Annotated in this window: 16 protein-coding genes; 7 read left to right on the forward strand and 9 right to left on the reverse strand. The window is 62.8% G+C overall.

Translation table 11 applies throughout. From position 1 onward, the window contains the following. Positions 1-2: 2 nt before the first annotated feature. On the reverse strand, positions 3-683 hold the full coding sequence (locus NUH88_RS06740) for a DUF4286 family protein (protein ID WP_257770833.1): 681 nt from the start codon (positions 681-683) through the stop codon (positions 3-5). 29 nt (positions 684-712) lie between these two features. Continuing rightward, the gene (locus NUH88_RS06745; protein WP_257770835.1) at positions 713-2,155 is read right to left on the reverse strand and encodes a pyridoxal phosphate-dependent decarboxylase family protein; all 1,443 of its coding nucleotides are present in this window, start codon (positions 2,153-2,155) and stop codon (positions 713-715) included. 231 nt (positions 2,156-2,386) lie between these two features. Between NUH88_RS06745 and NUH88_RS06750 the strand changes: the two genes are divergently transcribed. Then, positions 2,387-2,854 (forward strand): PAS domain-containing protein, encoded by a 468-nt coding sequence (locus NUH88_RS06750; RefSeq protein WP_257770837.1) that lies wholly within the window; start codon positions 2,387-2,389, stop codon positions 2,852-2,854. A 29-nt stretch (positions 2,855-2,883) separates the two neighbouring features. On the opposite strand, the gene queG is transcribed toward NUH88_RS06750, so the two are convergent. Genes queG through NUH88_RS06770 form a run of 4 tightly spaced genes read right to left on the reverse strand, consistent with a single transcriptional unit; the run spans position 2,884 to position 6,786 of the window. After that, the gene (queG, locus tag NUH88_RS06755) at positions 2,884-4,026 is read right to left on the reverse strand and encodes a tRNA epoxyqueuosine(34) reductase QueG (RefSeq protein ID WP_257770839.1); all 1,143 of its coding nucleotides are present in this window, start codon (positions 4,024-4,026) and stop codon (positions 2,884-2,886) included. A 10-nt stretch (positions 4,027-4,036) separates the two neighbouring features. Continuing rightward, positions 4,037-5,161 carry a tRNA guanosine(34) transglycosylase Tgt gene (gene tgt / locus NUH88_RS06760; RefSeq protein WP_257770841.1) on the reverse strand — a complete coding sequence of 375 codons (1,125 nt, stop codon included), beginning with the start codon at positions 5,159-5,161 and terminating at the stop codon, positions 4,037-4,039. After that, on the reverse strand, positions 5,158-6,201 hold the full coding sequence (queA, locus tag NUH88_RS06765) for a tRNA preQ1(34) S-adenosylmethionine ribosyltransferase-isomerase QueA (RefSeq protein ID WP_257770842.1): 1,044 nt from the start codon (positions 6,199-6,201) through the stop codon (positions 5,158-5,160). Before queA ends, tgt begins: the two co-directional genes overlap by 4 nt. 9 nt (positions 6,202-6,210) lie before the next feature. Continuing rightward, a complete protein-coding gene (locus NUH88_RS06770; RefSeq protein WP_257770844.1) occupies positions 6,211-6,786 on the reverse strand; it encodes a queuosine precursor transporter in 576 nt (191 codons plus the stop codon). A 304-nt stretch (positions 6,787-7,090) separates the two neighbouring features. On the opposite strand from NUH88_RS06770, the gene NUH88_RS06775 reads away from it, so the two are divergent. The 3 genes from NUH88_RS06775 (at position 7,091) to NUH88_RS06785 (ending at position 11,084) form a co-directional block, all read left to right on the forward strand. Then, entirely contained in the window at positions 7,091-10,279 is a 3,189-nt protein-coding gene (locus NUH88_RS06775) for a transporter substrate-binding domain-containing protein (protein WP_257770846.1), read from the forward strand. A 200-nt stretch (positions 10,280-10,479) separates the two neighbouring features. After that, the gene (locus tag NUH88_RS06780; protein WP_257770848.1) at positions 10,480-10,674 is read left to right on the forward strand and encodes a hypothetical protein; all 195 of its coding nucleotides are present in this window, start codon (positions 10,480-10,482) and stop codon (positions 10,672-10,674) included. Between the two features lie 197 nt (positions 10,675-10,871). Beyond that, positions 10,872-11,084: an RSP_7527 family protein gene (locus NUH88_RS06785; RefSeq protein ID WP_257770850.1), complete on the forward strand. Its 213-nt coding sequence runs from the start codon at positions 10,872-10,874 to the stop codon at positions 11,082-11,084. A 30-nt stretch (positions 11,085-11,114) separates the two neighbouring features. Here NUH88_RS06785 and NUH88_RS06790 read toward each other — a convergent pair whose 3' ends face one another. Then, complete coding sequence (locus NUH88_RS06790) at positions 11,115-12,653, reverse strand: benzoate-CoA ligase family protein (RefSeq protein ID WP_257770852.1); 1,539 nt, start codon at positions 12,651-12,653, stop codon at positions 11,115-11,117. Positions 12,654-12,753: 100 nt separating this feature from the next. Further along, complete coding sequence (locus tag NUH88_RS06795; protein ID WP_257770854.1) at positions 12,754-13,218, reverse strand: flavodoxin domain-containing protein; 465 nt, start codon at positions 13,216-13,218, stop codon at positions 12,754-12,756. A 161-nt stretch (positions 13,219-13,379) separates the two neighbouring features. Here NUH88_RS06795 and NUH88_RS06800 point away from each other — a divergent pair, with 161 nt between their 5' ends. Next, positions 13,380-14,276 (forward strand): helix-turn-helix transcriptional regulator, encoded by an 897-nt coding sequence (locus NUH88_RS06800; protein ID WP_257770856.1) that lies wholly within the window; start codon positions 13,380-13,382, stop codon positions 14,274-14,276. Here the strand turns inward: NUH88_RS06800 and amrS are convergent. Further along, on the reverse strand, positions 14,273-15,418 hold the full coding sequence (amrS, locus tag NUH88_RS06805; protein ID WP_308220090.1) for an AmmeMemoRadiSam system radical SAM enzyme: 1,146 nt from the start codon (positions 15,416-15,418) through the stop codon (positions 14,273-14,275). The genes NUH88_RS06800 and amrS overlap by 4 nt on opposite strands. 86 nt (positions 15,419-15,504) lie before the next feature. On the opposite strand from amrS, the gene NUH88_RS06810 reads away from it, so the two are divergent. Together NUH88_RS06810 and amrB are read left to right on the forward strand one after the other, a co-directional pair. After that, positions 15,505-16,443 carry an AEC family transporter gene (locus tag NUH88_RS06810; RefSeq protein ID WP_257770858.1) on the forward strand — a complete coding sequence of 313 codons (939 nt, stop codon included), beginning with the start codon at positions 15,505-15,507 and terminating at the stop codon, positions 16,441-16,443. A 47-nt stretch (positions 16,444-16,490) separates the two neighbouring features. Further along, a complete protein-coding gene (gene amrB, locus NUH88_RS06815) occupies positions 16,491-17,885 on the forward strand; it encodes an AmmeMemoRadiSam system protein B (protein ID WP_257770860.1) in 1,395 nt (464 codons plus the stop codon). Positions 17,886-17,919 lie beyond the last annotated feature (34 nt).

Consider the following 17,919-nt stretch of genomic DNA (forward strand, 5'->3'; position numbering starts at 1 on the left):
GCTTATCGATTGTTCCCAAAGAGAAAACTGTAAGCGGTCTGGTCCAGGCCGACGGCCGGAAGGCCGGCTTCCGTCAATACGTCCTCCAGCCGCGCGTTGGCTTCGCGTATTGATGTCTCGGTGGCCCCGTCGAGCAGGACAATCCACTCCGGGGTTTGCCCGGGCGGAACCGGTTTTCCCTGGGCCTTCAGGCCCGTGTTGGAAACCTCGATATCGTTTTCCGCCAGGCAGCCCCCCAGCATCTCCGGCATGGCAGAGAGCTCCGGCAGGAGTGTGTCGGCCAGGAGGGCCCGGAGCTTTTCCATGAGACCGGCTTCCGGGAAGAACCGCGTCACGCCCAGCCAGCCTGTGAATCCGTGGGTCTTGTCGACTGTGATCGAGGCGGTCAGCCGGTCAAATTTGGTGAATCCCGCCATGACCTTCTGGCTCCACTCGCTCTGGACTGCCAGCCGCGCCATGTAATCCGGGTCTGCCAGATCTTCCACTTTCGTCGTCTCGTAGCTGGCGAAGTATTTCACCCGCGCTTCCGGGTCGACCGCCACATATCGCCGAGCCCTGTGAAAGCCGGGCATCCAGACCCGTTCGTCGATATGCTCCCGATTGTACCACTCGTTGAACTCCGCCTCGTCCTCCGGTGCGACCTCGGTGAAGGTCATCAGCATGCCGGTTCCGTACAAAGCCATGAAAACACGCTCCTCTGATTGGCGTTCGTTCAGTCGGCGGCGAGGATCGCCGCACTATCGAGATTGCGGGCGATCTCCTTCACCACGTCCCAGCCCTCGGCGACATGGCGGTGTTCGGTATTGGTCTGGCCGATCGAGAACCGGATCGCGGCCTGCCCCCGCACCTTATTCTGCGTCAGGTAGATCCGACCGTCGTCATTAATGCGCTCCAGCAACACGGCGTTGATGCGGTCGAGCCCCTCGCCCTCACGGACATCTTTGGGCCGGTAGCGGAAGTTGATAAGCGCAAGGGAACGCGGCGCGACGATCTCGAAGTCCGGCTCGGCCGCTATCCAACGCTCCAGTTCCGCTGCCAGATCGATGTGGCTCCGGACGATCCGGCGGAGTCCGTCAGCACCGTAGGAGCGGATAACCATCCAGAGTTTCAATGCACGGAAACGCCTGCCAAGCGGAACGCTCCAGTCGCGGTAATCGATGATCTTCCCCTGTTCCCGGCTCTTCAGGAATTCGGGGAGAATCGACAGTGTGCGAACCAGCGCATTCGGATCCCGAACATAATGGGCGGAACAATCGAAATTCGTCAGCATCCACTTGTGCGGATTGAAGACCAGACTGTCGGCATATTCGATCCCATCCAGCATCCAGCGCTGCTCCGGCAGCAGCCAGGCGGTGCCGGCCCAAGCGGCATCGACGTGGAGAAAGATATCATGTCGCTCGCAGATCTCCCCGATCGCCCTGAGTGGGTCAACCGCGCCGACACCGGTCGCGCCGACAGAGGCTACCACACAGGTCGGAACGCAACCGGCGGCGATATCGGCCTCGATCTGCGCTTCGAGAAGTTCGGGACGGAGAGCAAAACTCTCGTCGACATCGATGGCGCGCAGGTTTTCGCGCCCGAGACCGATGATCTTGACGTTCTTCTCCGTCGCCGAGTGGGTCTGGTTCGAGGTGTAGACAGTGAGCTTAGGCTGCGCACCCAGTCCTTTCTCGTTCGCTTGCCATTCCGTCGCTTTCTCCCGTGCGGTCAGCAAGGCACAGAGGATGGCACCCGACGCCGAATCCTGAATCACGCCGGTCAATCCGGCCGGAAGCCCCGTCATCTGCCGAAGCCAGTCCAGCACCTTTGTTTCCATCTCGGTCGCAGCCGGGCTGGTCTGCCAGAGCATGCATTGCGCGCCCAAGGTCGCTGTCAGCATTTCCGCAAGAACCGACGGCGGGGAGCTGTTGGCCGGGAAATAGGCAAAGAATCGAGGGTGCTGCCAGTGGGTGATGCCGGGCATCACATCCGTTTTGAAGTCCTCGAAGATCCGGTCCATCGGCTCGCCCTCGGCGGGAGGAGCGTCGGGCAGCGTCGCCGCAATCTCGCCCGGAGCCGTCTGGGCCCTGACGGGATACTGTTCGACCGTTTCCATGTAATCCGCCATCCAGTCGACGAGTTCGTGAGCATGGCGGCGGAAATCTTCAGGGGTCATCGTTCGAACGGGAGGGTGGTTGCGGACCCGCAGAGATTAGTCCGTTCGCGGAGGTCGTGTCATCGCCCCTCTCGAAGAAACACGTTCAATAACTTAACAAAATTTTAGCAAAAACCTCCCTACAATCGGCGCCAAGCGTTGGGTTCCGGCTATTCTGCTGAATAAGTCCACTCTCCACGGGACCGTCTGTTCGTGGGTTCCAGCGCGGCAAGACCGGAGATCTCTGTCCGCATGATGAACACCGCTTTCATAGAACTTGCAGCCAACAAACATCGCGACGAGATGAATTTCCGCGCGCTCAGTCTCCTTGCCTATTGGTACAGCGCCTGCGGGGATCGTTCCGTGCCCGACCGGCATGCTTTCGATCCGATAGCACTCAGGGACTGGCTTGGTTTCATCAGCATCTACGAGCACGCCCCCACTCTGTCCGATTTCACCAACAGGCTGGAAGGCACGCTGATCTCGGATATGACCGGGCAGGACTGGACCGGGCAGAAGGCGTCCGATGTCGACCGCTCCTTCGGGTCGAAATTCGGGGACGAACTGTCGGAGGTACTGGAAACCTGCACCCCCTCGATCGATATCGTTCCGATCTTCCAGAAACGCTACCGGACCGCCACGAAAATCCTGATGCCGGTCGCGGGCAAGGGGAACGACAAGGCGAGCCAGGTATTTCTCGCAATGTTCCCGAACTGGTGAACCCAGCCTGTTAATTGCGCAGCTCCGCGCTAGCGGGGCACGCTCTGTTCTTCGCCCCATTCCCGGCGCACCGTCGGATCTTCTTCGGCGCCCCAAAACTCACCCCTCAAGCCTGAGAAACCGTCCGCCGGAAGCAGCTTCTTCGAGGCCCAGGCGGCCATCGCCCGCACCAGCGGTGACGGGTCACTCAGGAGCGGGCGGATGCCGGAGATCATGTTTGTGTCGCCGCTGTTCCCGCAAGCAATCAGCACGTTGCGCAAGAACCGGTCGCGCCCGATCCGTTTGACCGGCGAGCCGCTGAAACGCGCCCGGAAACCGGCATCGTCCAGCTCCAGAAATTCGTCGAGCGGCGGCAGTTCCAAATCGTCTCGCGCGGCGAAAGCCGCCTCCGAAGCCTGTTCAGCGAACTTGTTCCACGGGCAGACCGCAAGGCAATCGTCGCAGCCATAGATCCGGTTGCCCATCGCCTCCCGGAAATCTGCAGGGATGTGCCCTTTATGCTCGATCGTCAGGTATGAGATGCAGCGCCTGGCATCGAGCGCGTACGGACGGGGAAAGGCGTCTGTCGGGCAGATATCGAGGCAGCGGGTACAATTGCCGCAATGATCGCTTTCGGCCACGTCCGGCGTCAATTGCATGTCTGTGAAGACCTCGCCGAGAAAGACCCAGGAACCGTGCTCGCGGGAGACCATGTTGGTGTGCTTGCCCTGCCAGCCGAGCCCGGCTCGCGCCGCCAGCGGCTTCTCCAGCACGGGCGCGGTATCGACGAAGACCTTCACCTGGCAGCCATATTGCTCGACCATCCAGCGCGCGAGCCGTTTCAGGCGCTTCTTGATCAGGTCGTGATAATCTTTGTTGCGGGCATAGACGGAGATATTCGCCCGGTCCCGGGCATCGAGATTCTCCATCGGATCGTGATCCGGACCGTAATTCTGCGTCAGCACGACGACCGAGCGCGCGCCGTCCCAAATCGCCTTCGGCGCGATGCGGCGCTCCAGATGGGTTTCCATCCAGGCCATGTCGCCATGTTCGCCACCCGAGACGAATTCGCGGAGTCGGTCCTGTTCGCGAGTGCCGACCTCGGCGCGGGTAATGCCGGCAGCGGAGAACCCGATGGCGGCCGCTTCGTCCTTGATGCGCTGCTCTGGCTTGATCCGCCGTTCCGGCTCCATCCGCGCTCCGTCAGAGAGGTTCGATATCGCCCAATGCCTGTTCGGTCCGGAAAGCCGCCGCATGTTCCTTCAGCCGTCCGCCCTCGATGGCGGAACGGAGCCCGGCCATCACTTCCTGAAAGTAGGCGAGATTGTGCCACGTCAGCAGCATCAGGCCCAAAACTTCCCCGGTCTTGAACAGATGATGCAGGTAGGCACGTGAATAATCCCTGCAACAGGGGCAGGCACAGCCGGGATCGAGCGGGCGCGGATCCTCCGCATGGCGCGCATTGCGGATATTGACCGTGCCGCGCCTTGTGAAGGCCTGCCCGGTTCGCCCGCAGCGGGTCGGCAGCACGCAATCGAACATGTCGATGCCGCGCTCGACCGCGCCGACCAGATCGTCCGGCTTGCCGACGCCCATCAGGTAGCGAGGCTTGTCCTCCGGCATACTCGGCGTGGTGAAATCGAGGGTGGAGAACATCGCCTCCTGCCCCTCGCCCACCGCGAGACCGCCAACGGCATAGCCGTCGAAGCCGATCTTCGTCAGCGCCTCGATGGACTCGTGACGGAGATCCTCGAACACGCTTCCCTGCACGATCCCGAAGAGGCCGTAGCCGTCCCGGTCGACGAAGGCATCACGCGAGCGCTGCGCCCAACGCATCGAGAGCCGCATGGACTCCGCCGCGTCTTTCTTTTCCACCGGGAAAGGCGTGCATTCGTCAAAACACATGGTGATGTTGGAATCGAGCTGATGCTGGATCTTCATCGAACTTTCCGGCGTCAGCTCGTGCGATTTCCCATCGACATGACTCTGGAAGGTGACGCCCTGCTCCGAGATCTTCCGGAGCTTGGAAAGAGACATCACCTGGAAGCCGCCCGAGTCCGTGAGGATCGGTCCGGACCAGTTCATGAACCTGTGCAATCCACCGAGCTTTTCCACCCGCTCCGCACCGGGACGCAGCATCAGGTGATACGTGTTGCCGAGCAGGATTTCCGCACCGGTCGCCTTCACCGAATCCGGCAGCATGCATTTCACAGTCGCGGCAGTGCCGACCGGCATGAAGGCGGGCGTCTCAATGGTGCCGTGTGCCGTGGTCAGGCGGCCGCGCCGGGCGGCGCCGTCCTTGCTGATCAGTTCGTATCCGACGGTCATGTCGCACCCACCGAGCGTTTCAGGAGACAGGCATCGCCATAGGAGAAGAAGCGGTAGCCTTCCGCCTTGGCGTGTTCGTAGGCGTCCAGGATCCGCTCGCGTCCGGCGAGCGCCGAGACCAGCATCAACAGGGTCGATTTCGGCAGATGGAAGTTCGTCAGCAACAAGTCGACGATCCTGAAGCGGTAACCCGGCGTGATGAAGAGGCCGGTCTCGCCGGAAAAGTCCGGAAGCGTACCGTCCTCTCGGGCCGCGCTCTCGAGCAGGCGCAGACTGGTGGTGCCGACGGCGATCACGCGGCCGCCCGAGGCCCTCGCCCGGTTGATCCGCTCCGCCGCATCGGCGGAAATCTCGCCCCACTCGAAATGCATCTTGTGGTCGTCGGTATCCTCGGCCTTCACCGGCATGAAGGTCCCGGCGCCGACATGCAGGGTGAGCGCACAGCGCTCGACCCCGGCGGCGTCGATCCGCTCGATGAGCCGGTCGGTGAAATGCAGCCCGGCCGTGGGCGCCGCCACCGCGCCGTCCCGTGCGGCGAACATGGTCTGGTAGGAGGCATCGTCGTCGACGCTCTCGGCCTCGTCCCGCTTGATGTAGGGCGGCAGCGGCATGGAGCCGACGCGCTTCAGGGTCTCGATCAGAGCGGCACCGCTCTCCGGAAAGCGGAATACGGTCTCGCCGCCGTCGCGCTTTTCGATCACTTCGGCTTCAAGTTCGCCCTCAAAAAGTACTTTGTCACCGACCCGGCAGCGTTTCGCCGGACGCACGAAGGCAGCCCAGGTTCCGTTGTCCTCTGCCTTGTGCAGCGTCGCCTCGATCCGTGCCTCGCCCCGCCGGCCGACCAGCCGCGCCGGGATCACGCGGGTGTCGTTATAGACAAGGATATCGCCCGCCCGGAGCAGGTCCGGGAAATCGCCGACCGAACGATCGACGATCCCGTCCCCCGATAGGTCGAGCAGCCGCGCACTATCCCGCGGTTCCGCGGGCCGGGTCGCGATGAAGCGCTGCGGCAGGTCGTAATCGAACAGGTCGACATGCATGGGGCGTTGTTACCCGGCGGCGTCCGCCGCCGGTTCCGCTCGCTGGAAACGTTGCGGCAGGACGGCGATGAAGGCCCGGAACGGAACCAGCAGAACCGCGGCCATCGCAAGCTTGGCGCCGTAGTCGCCGATCGCCCAGGTCACCCATGGCAGCCCGGTCGCATAGAAGGCCAGAGAGAAAAAGAGTGCGGTGTCCAGCGCCGACGACAGCAGCGAGGAGACCAGCGGCGCCTTCCACCAGCTCTGGCGGCGCATCTTGTCGAACACCCAGATATCGAGCAGCTGCGCAGCCAGGAAGGCGGTGCCGGAGGCGAGCGCGATGCGCTGGTCGGCGAACCAGAGCGACAGGGCCACGCCGAGCGCAAAGCCCGCATAGACGACCTTGCGGGCCGGGCCCGGGCCAAAGATCCGGTTCACCAAATCGGTGACGAGAAAGGCGATCGGATAGGTCAGCGCGCCCCAGGTCAGCCAGTCATTGATCGGATAATTCACCGCGATATTGGAGACCAGGACGACGATGCCCATCGCGGTCATGCCCGCGATCAGACCGGCGCGGCCGAAAACCGCAGCTTCGGAAGTGCTCATGGATGAGCTCCTTTTCTGTTCCCGCCGGCACAGGAAGCCGTACCAGCCGATGAGTCCTGCCGGTACGGGAAGCCATACCGGCCAAACAGTGCGGCGGTTCATAGGGCCTCGACGACTTTTTGTCGATGCAAAAGGCGCATCCGGAAATCTGATATGCATCAATACCTGTACCGGTCACTGCGCTCGGCTTCTCGGAAAGGCAGAAATCGGATATATTTCAATCCCATCCACCGGATTCGCTGCATACGTGCACTTTGACCCTTCTTAGCGGCATGTTTTCATCGGAGAGAGGCAGAAGGCCCTGATGATCTCCCTTGCTAGATCTCTGACAGCTTTGGCAGTCATCGCGGCGGCCCTGTGTTTGCTTTCCCCCGTCGATGGCAATGCCCAAGGCACGGGGGCAGCAATCGATATCGGCCTCACCGCCGAAGAACGGGCCTGGATAGCCAGCAATCCCGAAGTTTCCGTCGCTTACGATCCGTTCTACGCGCCTTACAGCTTCATCGGCACGAAAGGAGCCATAACCGGTTTGGCGCCTGAACTGTTCACGCGGATTGCCGAACTGACGGGCCTGAAATTCTCTGCCGCGCCCGTGCGTGACTGGCAGGACATCCTGGACAAGGCGCGAGCCCGCAAAATCGACGTGGTCGCGACCATTGTCGAAACGGAGGAGCGCGGGAAGTTCCTGAGCTTCACAACCGCCTTCCTGCCGACGCCGTTGGTGATCATGGCGCGCACCGGCGACTACGGCATCCTCGGTCCTGATACGCTCTCCGGGAAAACGGTTGCCCTGGTTCGCGGCTATTCTTCGACGGACAGGGTTCTTTACGATCATCCGGACATAATCACCCGCTATGTCGATTCTCCGCTCGAAGCTCTGCAAGACGTCTCCGTCGGCCGGGCGGATGCATATGTTGGCGTCGTTGGGGTCAACGCCTACCTGGCGCGCCATCACGGCCTCGCCAATCTTCGTATCGCATCGGAATACGAGCTGGAGAGCAGCATACAGGGATTCGGCGTACGGCCGGACCGGCCCCTGTTGCGGAGCATTCTGCAGAAAGCGATCGAGTCCTTCGGGGATATCGAGCAGACCGAAGCGTATCGCAGATGGGTGCCGCTCCTTCAGACCGTGGTCGAGGAGACCAGCAGCACCCCCTTCGAACTGACCCAGGGCGAAGAACAATGGCTTCGCGACCACGGCCCGATCCGCATCGGCACGAATGTCAATTGGGCCCCGATGGACTATACCGATGCGAACGGAACCCCGGAGGGCATCGGCGCGGGGTTCATCCGCGCCGTCGACCGGCGGCTTGGCGGCGTTATCGAAATCGTCCCTGGTCCATGGCCGGAGATCTACGCCGCCGCCGAAGCCGGTGAACTCGACGGGGTGGCCGGAATCTCGCCGACGGCGGAACGTGAGCGGATCTTCCGTTTCACCGAACCTTATATCCGGATCCCGCATGTCATTTTTGCGCCGGTCGACATGCAGCGGCTGCCGTCGCTGGATGCCCTTTGGGACAAGCGGGTCGCGATCGAAGAAGGCTTCTTCCTCGGCAAATTAATTGAACGCCGGTTCCCGAAAGCCGAGATTCTTCGCTACGGCAGCACGAACGAGGCCCTGACAGCAGTCTCGAAAGGCGAAGCGGATGCCTATGTCGGCAACCGCGCAGTCGCGAATTACGCGATCCATGCGCTGCTCATCGGAAATCTGAAAGAACATGGAACGATCTCGGAGACCTCGTCGGTCAATGCCTTCGGTTTCCCCAGGCAAAACGAAAAGCTCCGCGACATTTTCCAGAAGGCGCTCGACAGCATCACCGTCAGGGAAAGGAGATCTATCTCCGGCGCATGGGTCGCACCGGAGCGGGAGCAGGTTCCTTTCACCCTGACTCCAGCCGAGCGTGAGTGGCTTCTAAGGCACCCGACCATCCGCGTCGCGGGAGACCGGGAATATGCGCCGATAGAATTTATTGGCGAGGACGGCACCTACCAGGGCCTTGCGCCTGACTATCTGCGAAAACTGTCCGAACTGCTCGACGTCAATTTCGTCTACGACACAAAGTCGGACTGGGACGAAGCCTTGCGCAAGCTGGAAAATCGCGAACTCGACATCGCGTCGGCGGCCGCCGCGACCGATAGCCGCCGGCGCTACGCCGATTTCACCGCGCCCTATCTCCGGCTTCCTGTGATGATCTTCGGCCGGCGCGGGGGCTTCTTCGCCGCCGATCTCGGCGATCTCGAAAACCGGACGGTTGCCGTGGTCCGGGGCTACGCGGCGACGGAATATCTACTGGAACAGCATCCGGAGATATCTTTTGTCCCGGTTTCGACAGTCGCGGCAGGCGCGGAACTTCTGCTTTCCGGTCATGTCGACGCGTATGTCGGAAGCATCCTCACGACCAGCCATGCCATCCGAGAGGACGGCATGAACGCCCTCATGGTCACCGGCAAGACGCCCTTCTCGGTGAATCTCTCCATTGCGGTGCGCAAGGACTGGCCGATCTTCACGAACATCCTGCGCCGCGCGATCAACCATCTTTCGTCGGCGGAGCGGACAGCGATCGTCAACAAATGGATCGGCCTCCGGATCAAGGAACCGCTCGACTTCCGGCTCATGCTGCAAATCAGCCTCGCCGCCTTCATCGTCCTCGCGCTCGCCGCTGCCGGGATCTGGACATTGTGGCGCCGGACACGCGCCCAGGCGGCCGAACTCGTCCAGCGCAACGAGGCGCTTGCGGAGGAATCGCGCTCGCGGCTTGCCGCCCAACATATCGCCGAGCGCACCAATCTCGAGAAAGACCATCTGCTGGCGAACGTGTCTCACGAGCTCCGCACCCCGCTGAATGCCATCGTCGGCTACACGGAGCTGCTCTTCGCCAAGTTTGCGAAAGAGCCGACCGGCGGAAAGATCTCGGAATATTTGAGCGCGCTCAAGATGGCTGGCGGACAGCTGCAGACCATCGTCCAGGATCTGCTGGAAATGACGGTCAAGCCCGGAGATGTCGAGCTGCGGGAAGAATCGGTTCCGCTGGACAAACTGTTTTCCAACGTCAAGAGCCTTCTCGACGTCGCGGATGGGCCGGACAGCCCCATTGTCTCCTGGCCCGATCCGTTGCCATTCGTCGTTACAGGGGATATGCAACGCCTTTCCCAGGTCCTGCTGAACCTGCTCGGTAACGCCCTCAAGTTCTCGCCGCCAGGCAGCGAAATTACCGTATCAACCCAACTGCAAAGCGACGGAGATCTCGAGATCCGTGTGAAGGACCGGGGCATCGGAATCGCTCCGGAGCTGCTCGACGAGGTCATGGCACCGTTCGTCAGAGGCGAAGACCCGTTCGTGCGTGCCTCTCAAGGTTCCGGGCTCGGACTTTCGATCAGCAAGTCCTTTATCGAGGCCCATGGCGGTGCGCTCGGTCTGGAAAGCATGAAGGGGCGGGGCACCACAGCCGTGATCCGTCTGCCGAAGAGCCGGGTCGCACGTATTGCCGCCTGACCGTGACGCCGGAAGAATAGTTCTTCAGTATCCGGGAAAAACGGTTCAATCTTTGGCATTCACGGCAAATTCGGCACGAAAAATTTTATCACTCTTATTTTTGTTTCCTTGAGGGCATTAATTTGCTGCCTATTTCCATAATTAACATCTCCACTGGAACCATTATCTTCTTCGCATTCCCTGGTTCATGGAGAAAAGAAATGGCCCAGACAACGATACGCACCCCGAGCAGTTCCGAAATCGTCGCCGGTATCGCCGCCGGAAAGCGCGAGCGATCCGCTGCCCTCTGGGCGGTTTTCTCGGGGTTTGTCGCCCTCGTGCGCCAACACTTCGTCTGGCGCGAGAACATGCAGCGAATGGCGCTGAGCAACCGCTGCCCCGATTGCAGCTGCTGAATACGGACAATACGGACAGTCCAGACACTTCATTCCGGGACGAGATGCTTTAAACCTGAACCATTCCGAAATCGCATGCCATCTTTGCTGCGATGCAATATGGCGATATGGATCGGGATCTCGTATATTCGGACCGTGGGAAACGCAGAAGCCAAGCAGCAAGATTATCGGGCGCGCCTAGAGACAGGAGCACTGTAATGACTGCGAAGAGCCCTATGATTCAACGCCAATCCATCGATTTCGGTGAAGTCGACCGTTACATCGCCGCTGGCCGCGCGGAGCGGTCCAAAGCGGTTCACGAAGCCCTCCGGACGCTCGGACGCGGCATCGCGACGCTGTTCGACCTTCATGCGGCAATGCAAAAAAAGGTCAGCTTCGAGCCCACCGTCAAAGTGGCCCCGAAGCACTGATCCAAGAGACCGGTTCGGGGAACCGCCCCTTCAGGCGGTTTCCCGGAGCTTGAAGCGCTGGATCTTGCCCGTTGCCGTCTTCGGCAATGTGTCGGCGTAGATGATCCAGCGCGGGTATTTGTAGGTCGCCAGATCGTTCTTCACGAACGCGGTCAGGTTTTCCGTCAGTGCATCGCTGGCTTCGACCCCCTCGCTCAACACGACGAACGCCTTCGGCTTGATTAGCCCGTCATGATCCGGATGGCCGACCACTGCGGCCTCAAGCACGGCCTCGTGCTTCAGAAGTGCGCCCTCGACCTCGAAGGGCGAAACATAGATCCCCCCAACCTTCATCATGTCGTCGTTGCGCCCGCAATAGGTATAGACGCCATTTTCGTCCGCCACGTACTTGTCGCCGGTCCGCGTCCAGGGGCCGCGGAAAGTATCCAGACTCTTCGCCCGCTGGTTCCAGTACATCACGGCCGCAGTCGGGCCGGACACCTCCAGCACGCCCATTTCTCCGGGCTTGCAGACGTTTCCCTCGTCGTCGACCAGCCGCAGCTCGTAGCCGGGCACCGCCTTGCCTGTGGCACCGGGCACGACCTCGCCCTGCCGGTTGGAGAGGAAGATATGCAGCATCTCGGTGGTGCCGATGCCGTCCAGGATCTCGGTCCCGACGCGCTTGCGCCAACGGTTCAGCAATTCCTCCGGCAACGCCTCGCCCGCGGAAACGCAGAGCCGCAGCGCGTGATCGCCCTGTTCCGGCAAATCCTTGGAGGCGAGCAGCATGCCGTAGAGCGTCGGCACGCCAAAGAAGACCGTCGGTTTGTTCTCCCGGATGATCCGGGACACCGAGGCGGGATCCGGCGGCCCTTCCAGCAGGATCGCCGTCGCGCCGACCGCAAAGGGAAAGGTCAGCCCGTTGCCGAGCCCATAGGCGAAGAACAGCTTCGCCGCCGAGTAAACCGTATCCGCTTCGGAGATACCCAGCGTCTGAACAGCATAGAGCTCGGCGGTCAGCATCAGGTGCGAATGCAGATGCACGGCGCCTTTCGGCATTCCCGTCGTGCCGGAGGTATAGAGCCAGAAGCACATATCGTCCGGCGTGGTCTCCGCCGGCGCGGTATCGTCGCCGGGGGTCTCGAGAAAGGCCGCGAAAGAGCCCTCACCCTCGCCGCCCGACACGATCACATGGCGCGGCACCTCCGCCTCGCCGAGGACCAAATCTTTCAGATTAGCCGAGACGAACAGCGCTTCGGCCCGGGAATCCGCAAGGATATAGGCATAATCCCGTGCCGCGAGCCGCGTATTCACCGGCACGGGGATCGCCCCGGCCCGAATCGCTCCGAGAAACGCGGTCGGAAAGTCGACGCTGTCATGCAGGGCAAGGACGACGCGCTGCTCAGGCAGCACGCCCGCCGCCCGGATCGCATTGGCGAACCGTTCGACCCTTTCCGCAATGTCGCTGTAGGTGTAGCTGCCACCGCCATCGATGACCGCGATCTTGTCCCCGCGTCCGGCCTTCAGATTGCGGCCGATAAGGTCCTCTGCCGCGTTGTAAAAACGCGCCGCCCCGGCGTCCTGCGCCATATATTCCTCCCGAATTGGCCAGATACGGCCATGTTAGAAAGGGCGCCGTTCGATCGGCGCTCCGACTTTTTATGAAAGATCTGCGCGAGACCCGAAGGGATCAGGCCGCCGCCCGCGACTCCGTCGCGGCGATCCAGCCACCGATCCACTCGATCGCCTCGTCCTCGGCAAGAGCGCCGGAATTCGCATCGTGGATATGCCGCTCGACCATCCGTTCTGCGCCGCATTCCGAGAGAATGGCGTCGAACTTCTGCCCGGCGAAATTGAAGGTATCCTCGTAAGTCGTGTCGCCGAGGCCGAAGACGGCGAAGCTGACCCGCGACAGGTCGGGCTTGTCGGACACCAGGGCCTCGTAGAACTCCGTACCGTTGTCGGGGATCTCGCCATAACCGTAGGTCGCGGTGCAAATGATGAACTGTCCGCCCTCGTCGAACACTTCCGGACCGAAATCGCCCATCAGCATCGCTTCCGCCTCGAAGCCCCGCTCCTCCAGGACATCGACCATTTCCTGGGCGCAGAGATCCGCCGTACCGCCTTGCGTGGCAACGAGAATTTTCACCGTCATGCTTTTGCAGCTCCTCTTTGGCCGATCCGCGATACGAATAAGTGACCTAAATCAGACACGCACTATAATTCATGTTATGGTGAGGCGCAAAGAATGATAATTCAGGTGGGACCGGTTCGTTGATGTCCGGCAGAACAGACGCGAAAGTCCGTGGCGCCCCCATGAGGCAGAGAACACAGAACGAGGCACCGCCCCGCCGCAGCACTCTCGGAATCGAGGATTACCTCGCCCGCCTCGGCGACCGCGTCCGTGCCGCGCGTGCGCGGCGCGGCATGTCGCGCAAGATACTGGCGCGCGACAGCGGCGTTTCCGAACGTTATCTCGCCCAACTCGAAAGCGGACGCGGGAACCCGTCCGTCGCGGTCCTGCATCAGATCGCCGACGCGATGGACATGTCCGTGATGGAGCTGGCCGACCCGCATGGCGGCACCGATCCGGCGCTTGCGGAAATCCTCTCCCTGCTCTCCCCGCTCGACGGGGGCGAGCTCGCGGAAGCCGCCCGGCTGCTGGAACAGCGCTTCGCCGGCAGCAGCACACGCGGCAACCGCATCGCCCTGATCGGCCTGCGCGGCGCCGGCAAGACCACGCTCGGCCGCGCTCTCGCGGAGAAGCTCGGCGTGCCTTTCATCGAGCTTAACCGGGTGATCGAGCAGGATTACGGCGCCAGCATCGGCGAACTGCTCTCGCTTTCCGGCCAGCCCGCCTTCCGGCGCTACGAGAACCGCTGCCTGAACCAGATCCTGACCGATTACGAGGAAGCGGTGATTTCCACCGGCGGCGGCATCGTCGCCAATCCCGAGACCTACACCATGCTGCTCCGCCGGGCGCACACGATCTGGCTGCAGGCGAGCCCGGAAGAGCACATGCAGCGGGTCGTCGAACAGGGCGACATGCGGCCGATGGAACAGAACCGCGAGGCCATGACCGACCTCCGCGCCATCCTGGAAGCCCGCGCCCCACTCTATGACCGCGCCGAAGCGAACGTCGACACGGCGGGCGAGACGCTGGAGACCAGCCTGACGAAACTGACGGAAACCGCACGCGGGCTGATCGGCTAGGCGAACGCCCCAATATCCACCGGCAGCCGCTTCTGCCCCCAGGTCCCCGGCTTTTCCTCGAACACACCCGCGAGCTTCGTGCCGCAATTGGTGCAGCAGCCCTTCGCATCCAGATTCCAGTCCGAGAGCACGTACCAGTCGCGGCCGATCACCCGTTCGCCGCAGCCGCTGCAATAGGTGCTCTGGCGGCCGAGATCGTGCACGTTGCCCGTATAGGCGTAGCGCACCCCGTTGCGGAGCGCGATGCGGCGGGCACGGGCCAGGGTGTCGAAAGGCGTGCGCTCCTTGTCCAGCATCCGGTAGTCGGGATGGAAGGCGGAGAAATGCATCGGCACGTCGGGGCCGAGCGTCTCGACCACCCAGCCGGTCATCTCGTCGAGCTCCCGCTCGCTGTCATTCTCGCCGGGGATGATCAGGTTGGTGATCTCGAACCAGATATCGGTCTCCTCGCGGAGATAGACCAGCGTGTCGAGCACCGGGCCGAGCTCGCTCTTGGTCACCTGTTTGTAGAAGTCTTCGGTGAAGGCCTTCAGGTCGACATTGGCCGCGTCCATGTGGCGGAAAAAGGCGGGACGCGCCTTTTCGGTGAGGTAGCCCGCCGTCACCGCCACGTTCTTCACCCCCGCCTCGCGGCAGGCGACGGCGACGTCGTCGGCGTACTCATGGAAGATGATCGGATCGTTATAGGTGAAGGCGACGGAGCGGCAGCCGAGCTTGGCGGCGGCGCGGGCGATGGTCTCCGGCTGGGCTTCCGCCTGCATCGCGTCCATCTCGCGGCTCTTCGAGATGTCGTGGTTCTGGCAGAAATTGCAGGCGAGATTGCAGCCAGCCGTGCCGAAGGAGAGCACCGGCGTGCCCGGCAGAAAATGGTTCAGCGGCTTCTTCTCGATCGGATCGACGCAGAAACCGGAGGAGCGGCCGTAGGTCGTCAGCACAATCCGGTCGTTCTGCCGCGCCCGCACGAAACAGAGCCCGCGCGCGCCCTCCTTCAGCTTGCAGTAGCGCGGGCAGAGCTCGCACTGCACCCGCCCGTCATCGAGCAGGCTCCAGTATTCGGTCTCGACAACCGGGCCTTTGCCTTTCAATGCGGGCGGCGCGGTCTCGCCGAGGCTCGGCGCCACGTCCGTCACAGTCTCGTTCACCAGCTCTCTCTCCCGGCGGGTTCGCGCCCGCCTCTTTGGCCGACTATACTCCGATCCCGCCCGTTCTGAGAAATCCCGAGGCCGCCTTGTTCGCCACCCTGATCCTGCCAATCGCGCCGATCTTCCTGCTGATCGTACTCGGCCACCTGCTCCGGCGCGGCGGCATTCCGAGCTTCGAGTTTTGGAACCTGAACGACAAGCTGGTCTACTGGGTGCTCTTTCCCTGCCTGCTCTTCAACAAGATCGCGACGCTCGATTTCTCCGGCGGTGAACTGGGGGAGCTGGCCGTCGCGGTCTATGCCGGTTTCGCGGCGGCGATCCTGTTCTCGCTCCTGCTGCAGCCCTTCTTTCGCGGAGACAAGCCGCTCTGGACCTCGATCCTGCAGGGCTGCGCACGGCACAATACCTTCATCGCGCTCGCCGTGGCGGAGCAGGTGTTCGGCGGCGAGATCCTCGGCAAGGCGACGCTGGTGACGGCGCTGTTGATCCCGGTCACCAACATCGCCATCGTCAGCATCATGGCGGTGGCGCTCGCCCGGCGCGAGGGCGGCAGCCTGCTCGCCGCCGTCCTTAAGGATCTCGCCCGCAACCCGCTGCTGATCGCGGTCGGGCTCGGCTTCGTCTGCAACGGGCTCGGCCTCGAGGAGATCCCGGTGGTAACGCAGATGACCACGATCCTCGGCGCGGCGGCGCTGCCCATCGTGCTGCTCTGCGTCGGCGCCAATATTCGCGTCAAGGCGATGGCGGCGGATCTGCGCACCATGAGCATCGCCGTGATCGGCAAGATGGTCGTCTTCCCGGCCGGCATCCTCACCGCCGGGATGGCGATCGGGCTGGACGAGAGCCTGTTCCTCGCCGCCATGCTGTTCGGCCTCTCGCCGACCGCGGCCTCCGCCTACACGCTTGCCCGCGCGATGGGCGGCGACGCCCCGGCGATGGCGGGGATCGTTACGGTCCAGACCGCGATCTCCTTCCTCTCCATGCCGGCGAGCTTGCTGCTCCTGCAATATCTGCTGGCGCAATAACCCTCCCGTTCGCGCCGGCCCGTGCCTATATTCAATAAATGGAACAGATGATCGAAAGCAGCGGCGCCGTGCGCGCGCCGCAGGTGGCGGGCGGCTTCTATCCGGGCGCTGCGGACGCCCTGGAGAACATCGTCGCCGATTGCCTCGGCAAGGCCGCCGCGACGCCGGTGCCCGAGGCGAAGGTCGTGATCGCGCCCCATGCGGGCTATGTCTTTTCCGGCCCCATCGCCGGCACCGCCTTCAAGCCGCTCACCGCACGGCGCGGCATCATAAAACGGGTCGTCATCATCGGCCCGGCGCATCGGGTCGGCTTCAAGGGGCTGGCGACCACCAGCGCCGATGCCTGGGCGACCCCGCTCGGCACCGTGCCCGTCGCCTGGGACGCGGTACAGACCCTGCTCGCCCAGCCCGGCTTCCATGTCGCGGACCGGGTGTTCGAGAACGAGCACAGCCTTGAGGTCCATGTCCCCTTCCTGCAGCAGGTGCTCGGCAATTTCGAGATCGTGCCGATTCTGGTCGGCGATGCCGGAGCGGCGCAGGTCGCGCAGGCGCTCGATGCCGTCTGGGGCGGCCCCGAGACGCTGATCTCGGTCTCCTCCGATCTTTCGCATTTCCTCGATTACGACAGCGCCCGAAAGCTCGACCGCGAGACCATGCGTCGGATCGAGCTGCTGAAGCTGGAGGAGATCGACGGCAAGGGCGCCTGCGGGCATCGCGCCATCGCCGGCGCGCTCTCCCTCGCCCGGCGGCACGATCTGCGCATCACCGGGCTCGACACGCGCAATTCCGGCGACACGCAGGGCGGCAAGGACCGGGTCGTCGGCTACGGTGCGGCTGCGATGGAATATGCCGGCAGCGCCCGGCTTTCGGAGGCCGACCGCGAACAGCTGATCGAGGCGGCGCGCTTCTCGCTCCGTTTCGGCGCCGAGAACGGGCGCCCGGCGGACGCTCAGCTCGGCGCCAACCTCTCGCCGAGCCTGACCGCCATGCGGGCGAGCTTCGTTACGGTGAAGATCTCCGGAAAGCTCAGAGGCTGCATCGGCAGCGTGATCGCGCACCAGCCGCTGCTGCTCGACGTGATCGGCAATGCCTACAAGGCGGGCTTCGGCGACCCGCGCTTCCCGCCGCTGACGCTGGAAGAGCTTGAAAGCGCCGATATCGACGTCTCCATACTCTCCACCCCGCGCGGTCTCGCGTTCAGCGGCGAGAAGGACCTCGTCGCGAAGGCCCGCCCGGACGTGGACGGTCTCATCCTGCAGGACGGCAACAAGCGTGGCATCTTCCTGCCGAGCGTCTGGGAAGGCATCCCGAAGGCGGAGGATTTCATCCGCAACCTGAAGCGCAAGGCCGGGCTGCCGATGGATTACTGGTCGGATGATATCCGGGTCTTCCGTTACACCACGGAGGCTTTTGGGGCACCGTATTCTGAGACACCCGCATAGCCTTGGCACATCGCACGCGGACGTTGGGGGACAT

Source organism: Nisaea acidiphila (genome assembly GCF_024662015.1).
Lineage (GTDB): Bacteria > Pseudomonadota > Alphaproteobacteria > Thalassobaculales > Thalassobaculaceae > Nisaea > Nisaea acidiphila.

Bases quoted from the DNA above. Each gene is read 5' to 3' on its own strand.
- NUH88_RS06745 (WP_257770835.1), bottom strand. From the start codon at position 2,155: ATGACCCCTGAAGATTTCCGCCGCCATGCTCACGAACTCGTCGACTGG.
- NUH88_RS06750 (WP_257770837.1), top strand. From the start codon at position 2,387: ATGATGAACACCGCTTTCATAGAACTTGCAGCCAACAAACATCGCGAC.
- tgt (WP_257770841.1), bottom strand. From the start codon at position 5,161: ATGACCGTCGGATACGAACTGATCAGCAAGGACGGCGCCGCCCGGCGC.
- NUH88_RS06770 (WP_257770844.1), bottom strand. From the start codon at position 6,786: ATGAGCACTTCCGAAGCTGCGGTTTTCGGCCGCGCCGGTCTGATCGCG.
- NUH88_RS06785 (WP_257770850.1), top strand. From the start codon at position 10,872: ATGACTGCGAAGAGCCCTATGATTCAACGCCAATCCATCGATTTCGGT.
- NUH88_RS06780 (WP_257770848.1), top strand. From the start codon at position 10,480: ATGGCCCAGACAACGATACGCACCCCGAGCAGTTCCGAAATCGTCGCC.
- NUH88_RS06800 (WP_257770856.1), top strand. From the start codon at position 13,380: ATGAGGCAGAGAACACAGAACGAGGCACCGCCCCGCCGCAGCACTCTC.
- NUH88_RS06790 (WP_257770852.1), bottom strand. From the start codon at position 12,653: ATGGCGCAGGACGCCGGGGCGGCGCGTTTTTACAACGCGGCAGAGGAC.
- NUH88_RS06775 (WP_257770846.1), top strand. From the start codon at position 7,091: ATGATCTCCCTTGCTAGATCTCTGACAGCTTTGGCAGTCATCGCGGCG.
- queG (WP_257770839.1), bottom strand. From the start codon at position 4,026: ATGGAGCCGGAACGGCGGATCAAGCCAGAGCAGCGCATCAAGGACGAA.
- NUH88_RS06740 (WP_257770833.1), bottom strand. From the start codon at position 683: ATGGCTTTGTACGGAACCGGCATGCTGATGACCTTCACCGAGGTCGCA.
- amrB (WP_257770860.1), top strand. From the start codon at position 16,491: ATGATCGAAAGCAGCGGCGCCGTGCGCGCGCCGCAGGTGGCGGGCGGC.
- queA (WP_257770842.1), bottom strand. From the start codon at position 6,201: ATGCATGTCGACCTGTTCGATTACGACCTGCCGCAGCGCTTCATCGCG.
- NUH88_RS06795 (WP_257770854.1), bottom strand. From the start codon at position 13,218: ATGACGGTGAAAATTCTCGTTGCCACGCAAGGCGGTACGGCGGATCTC.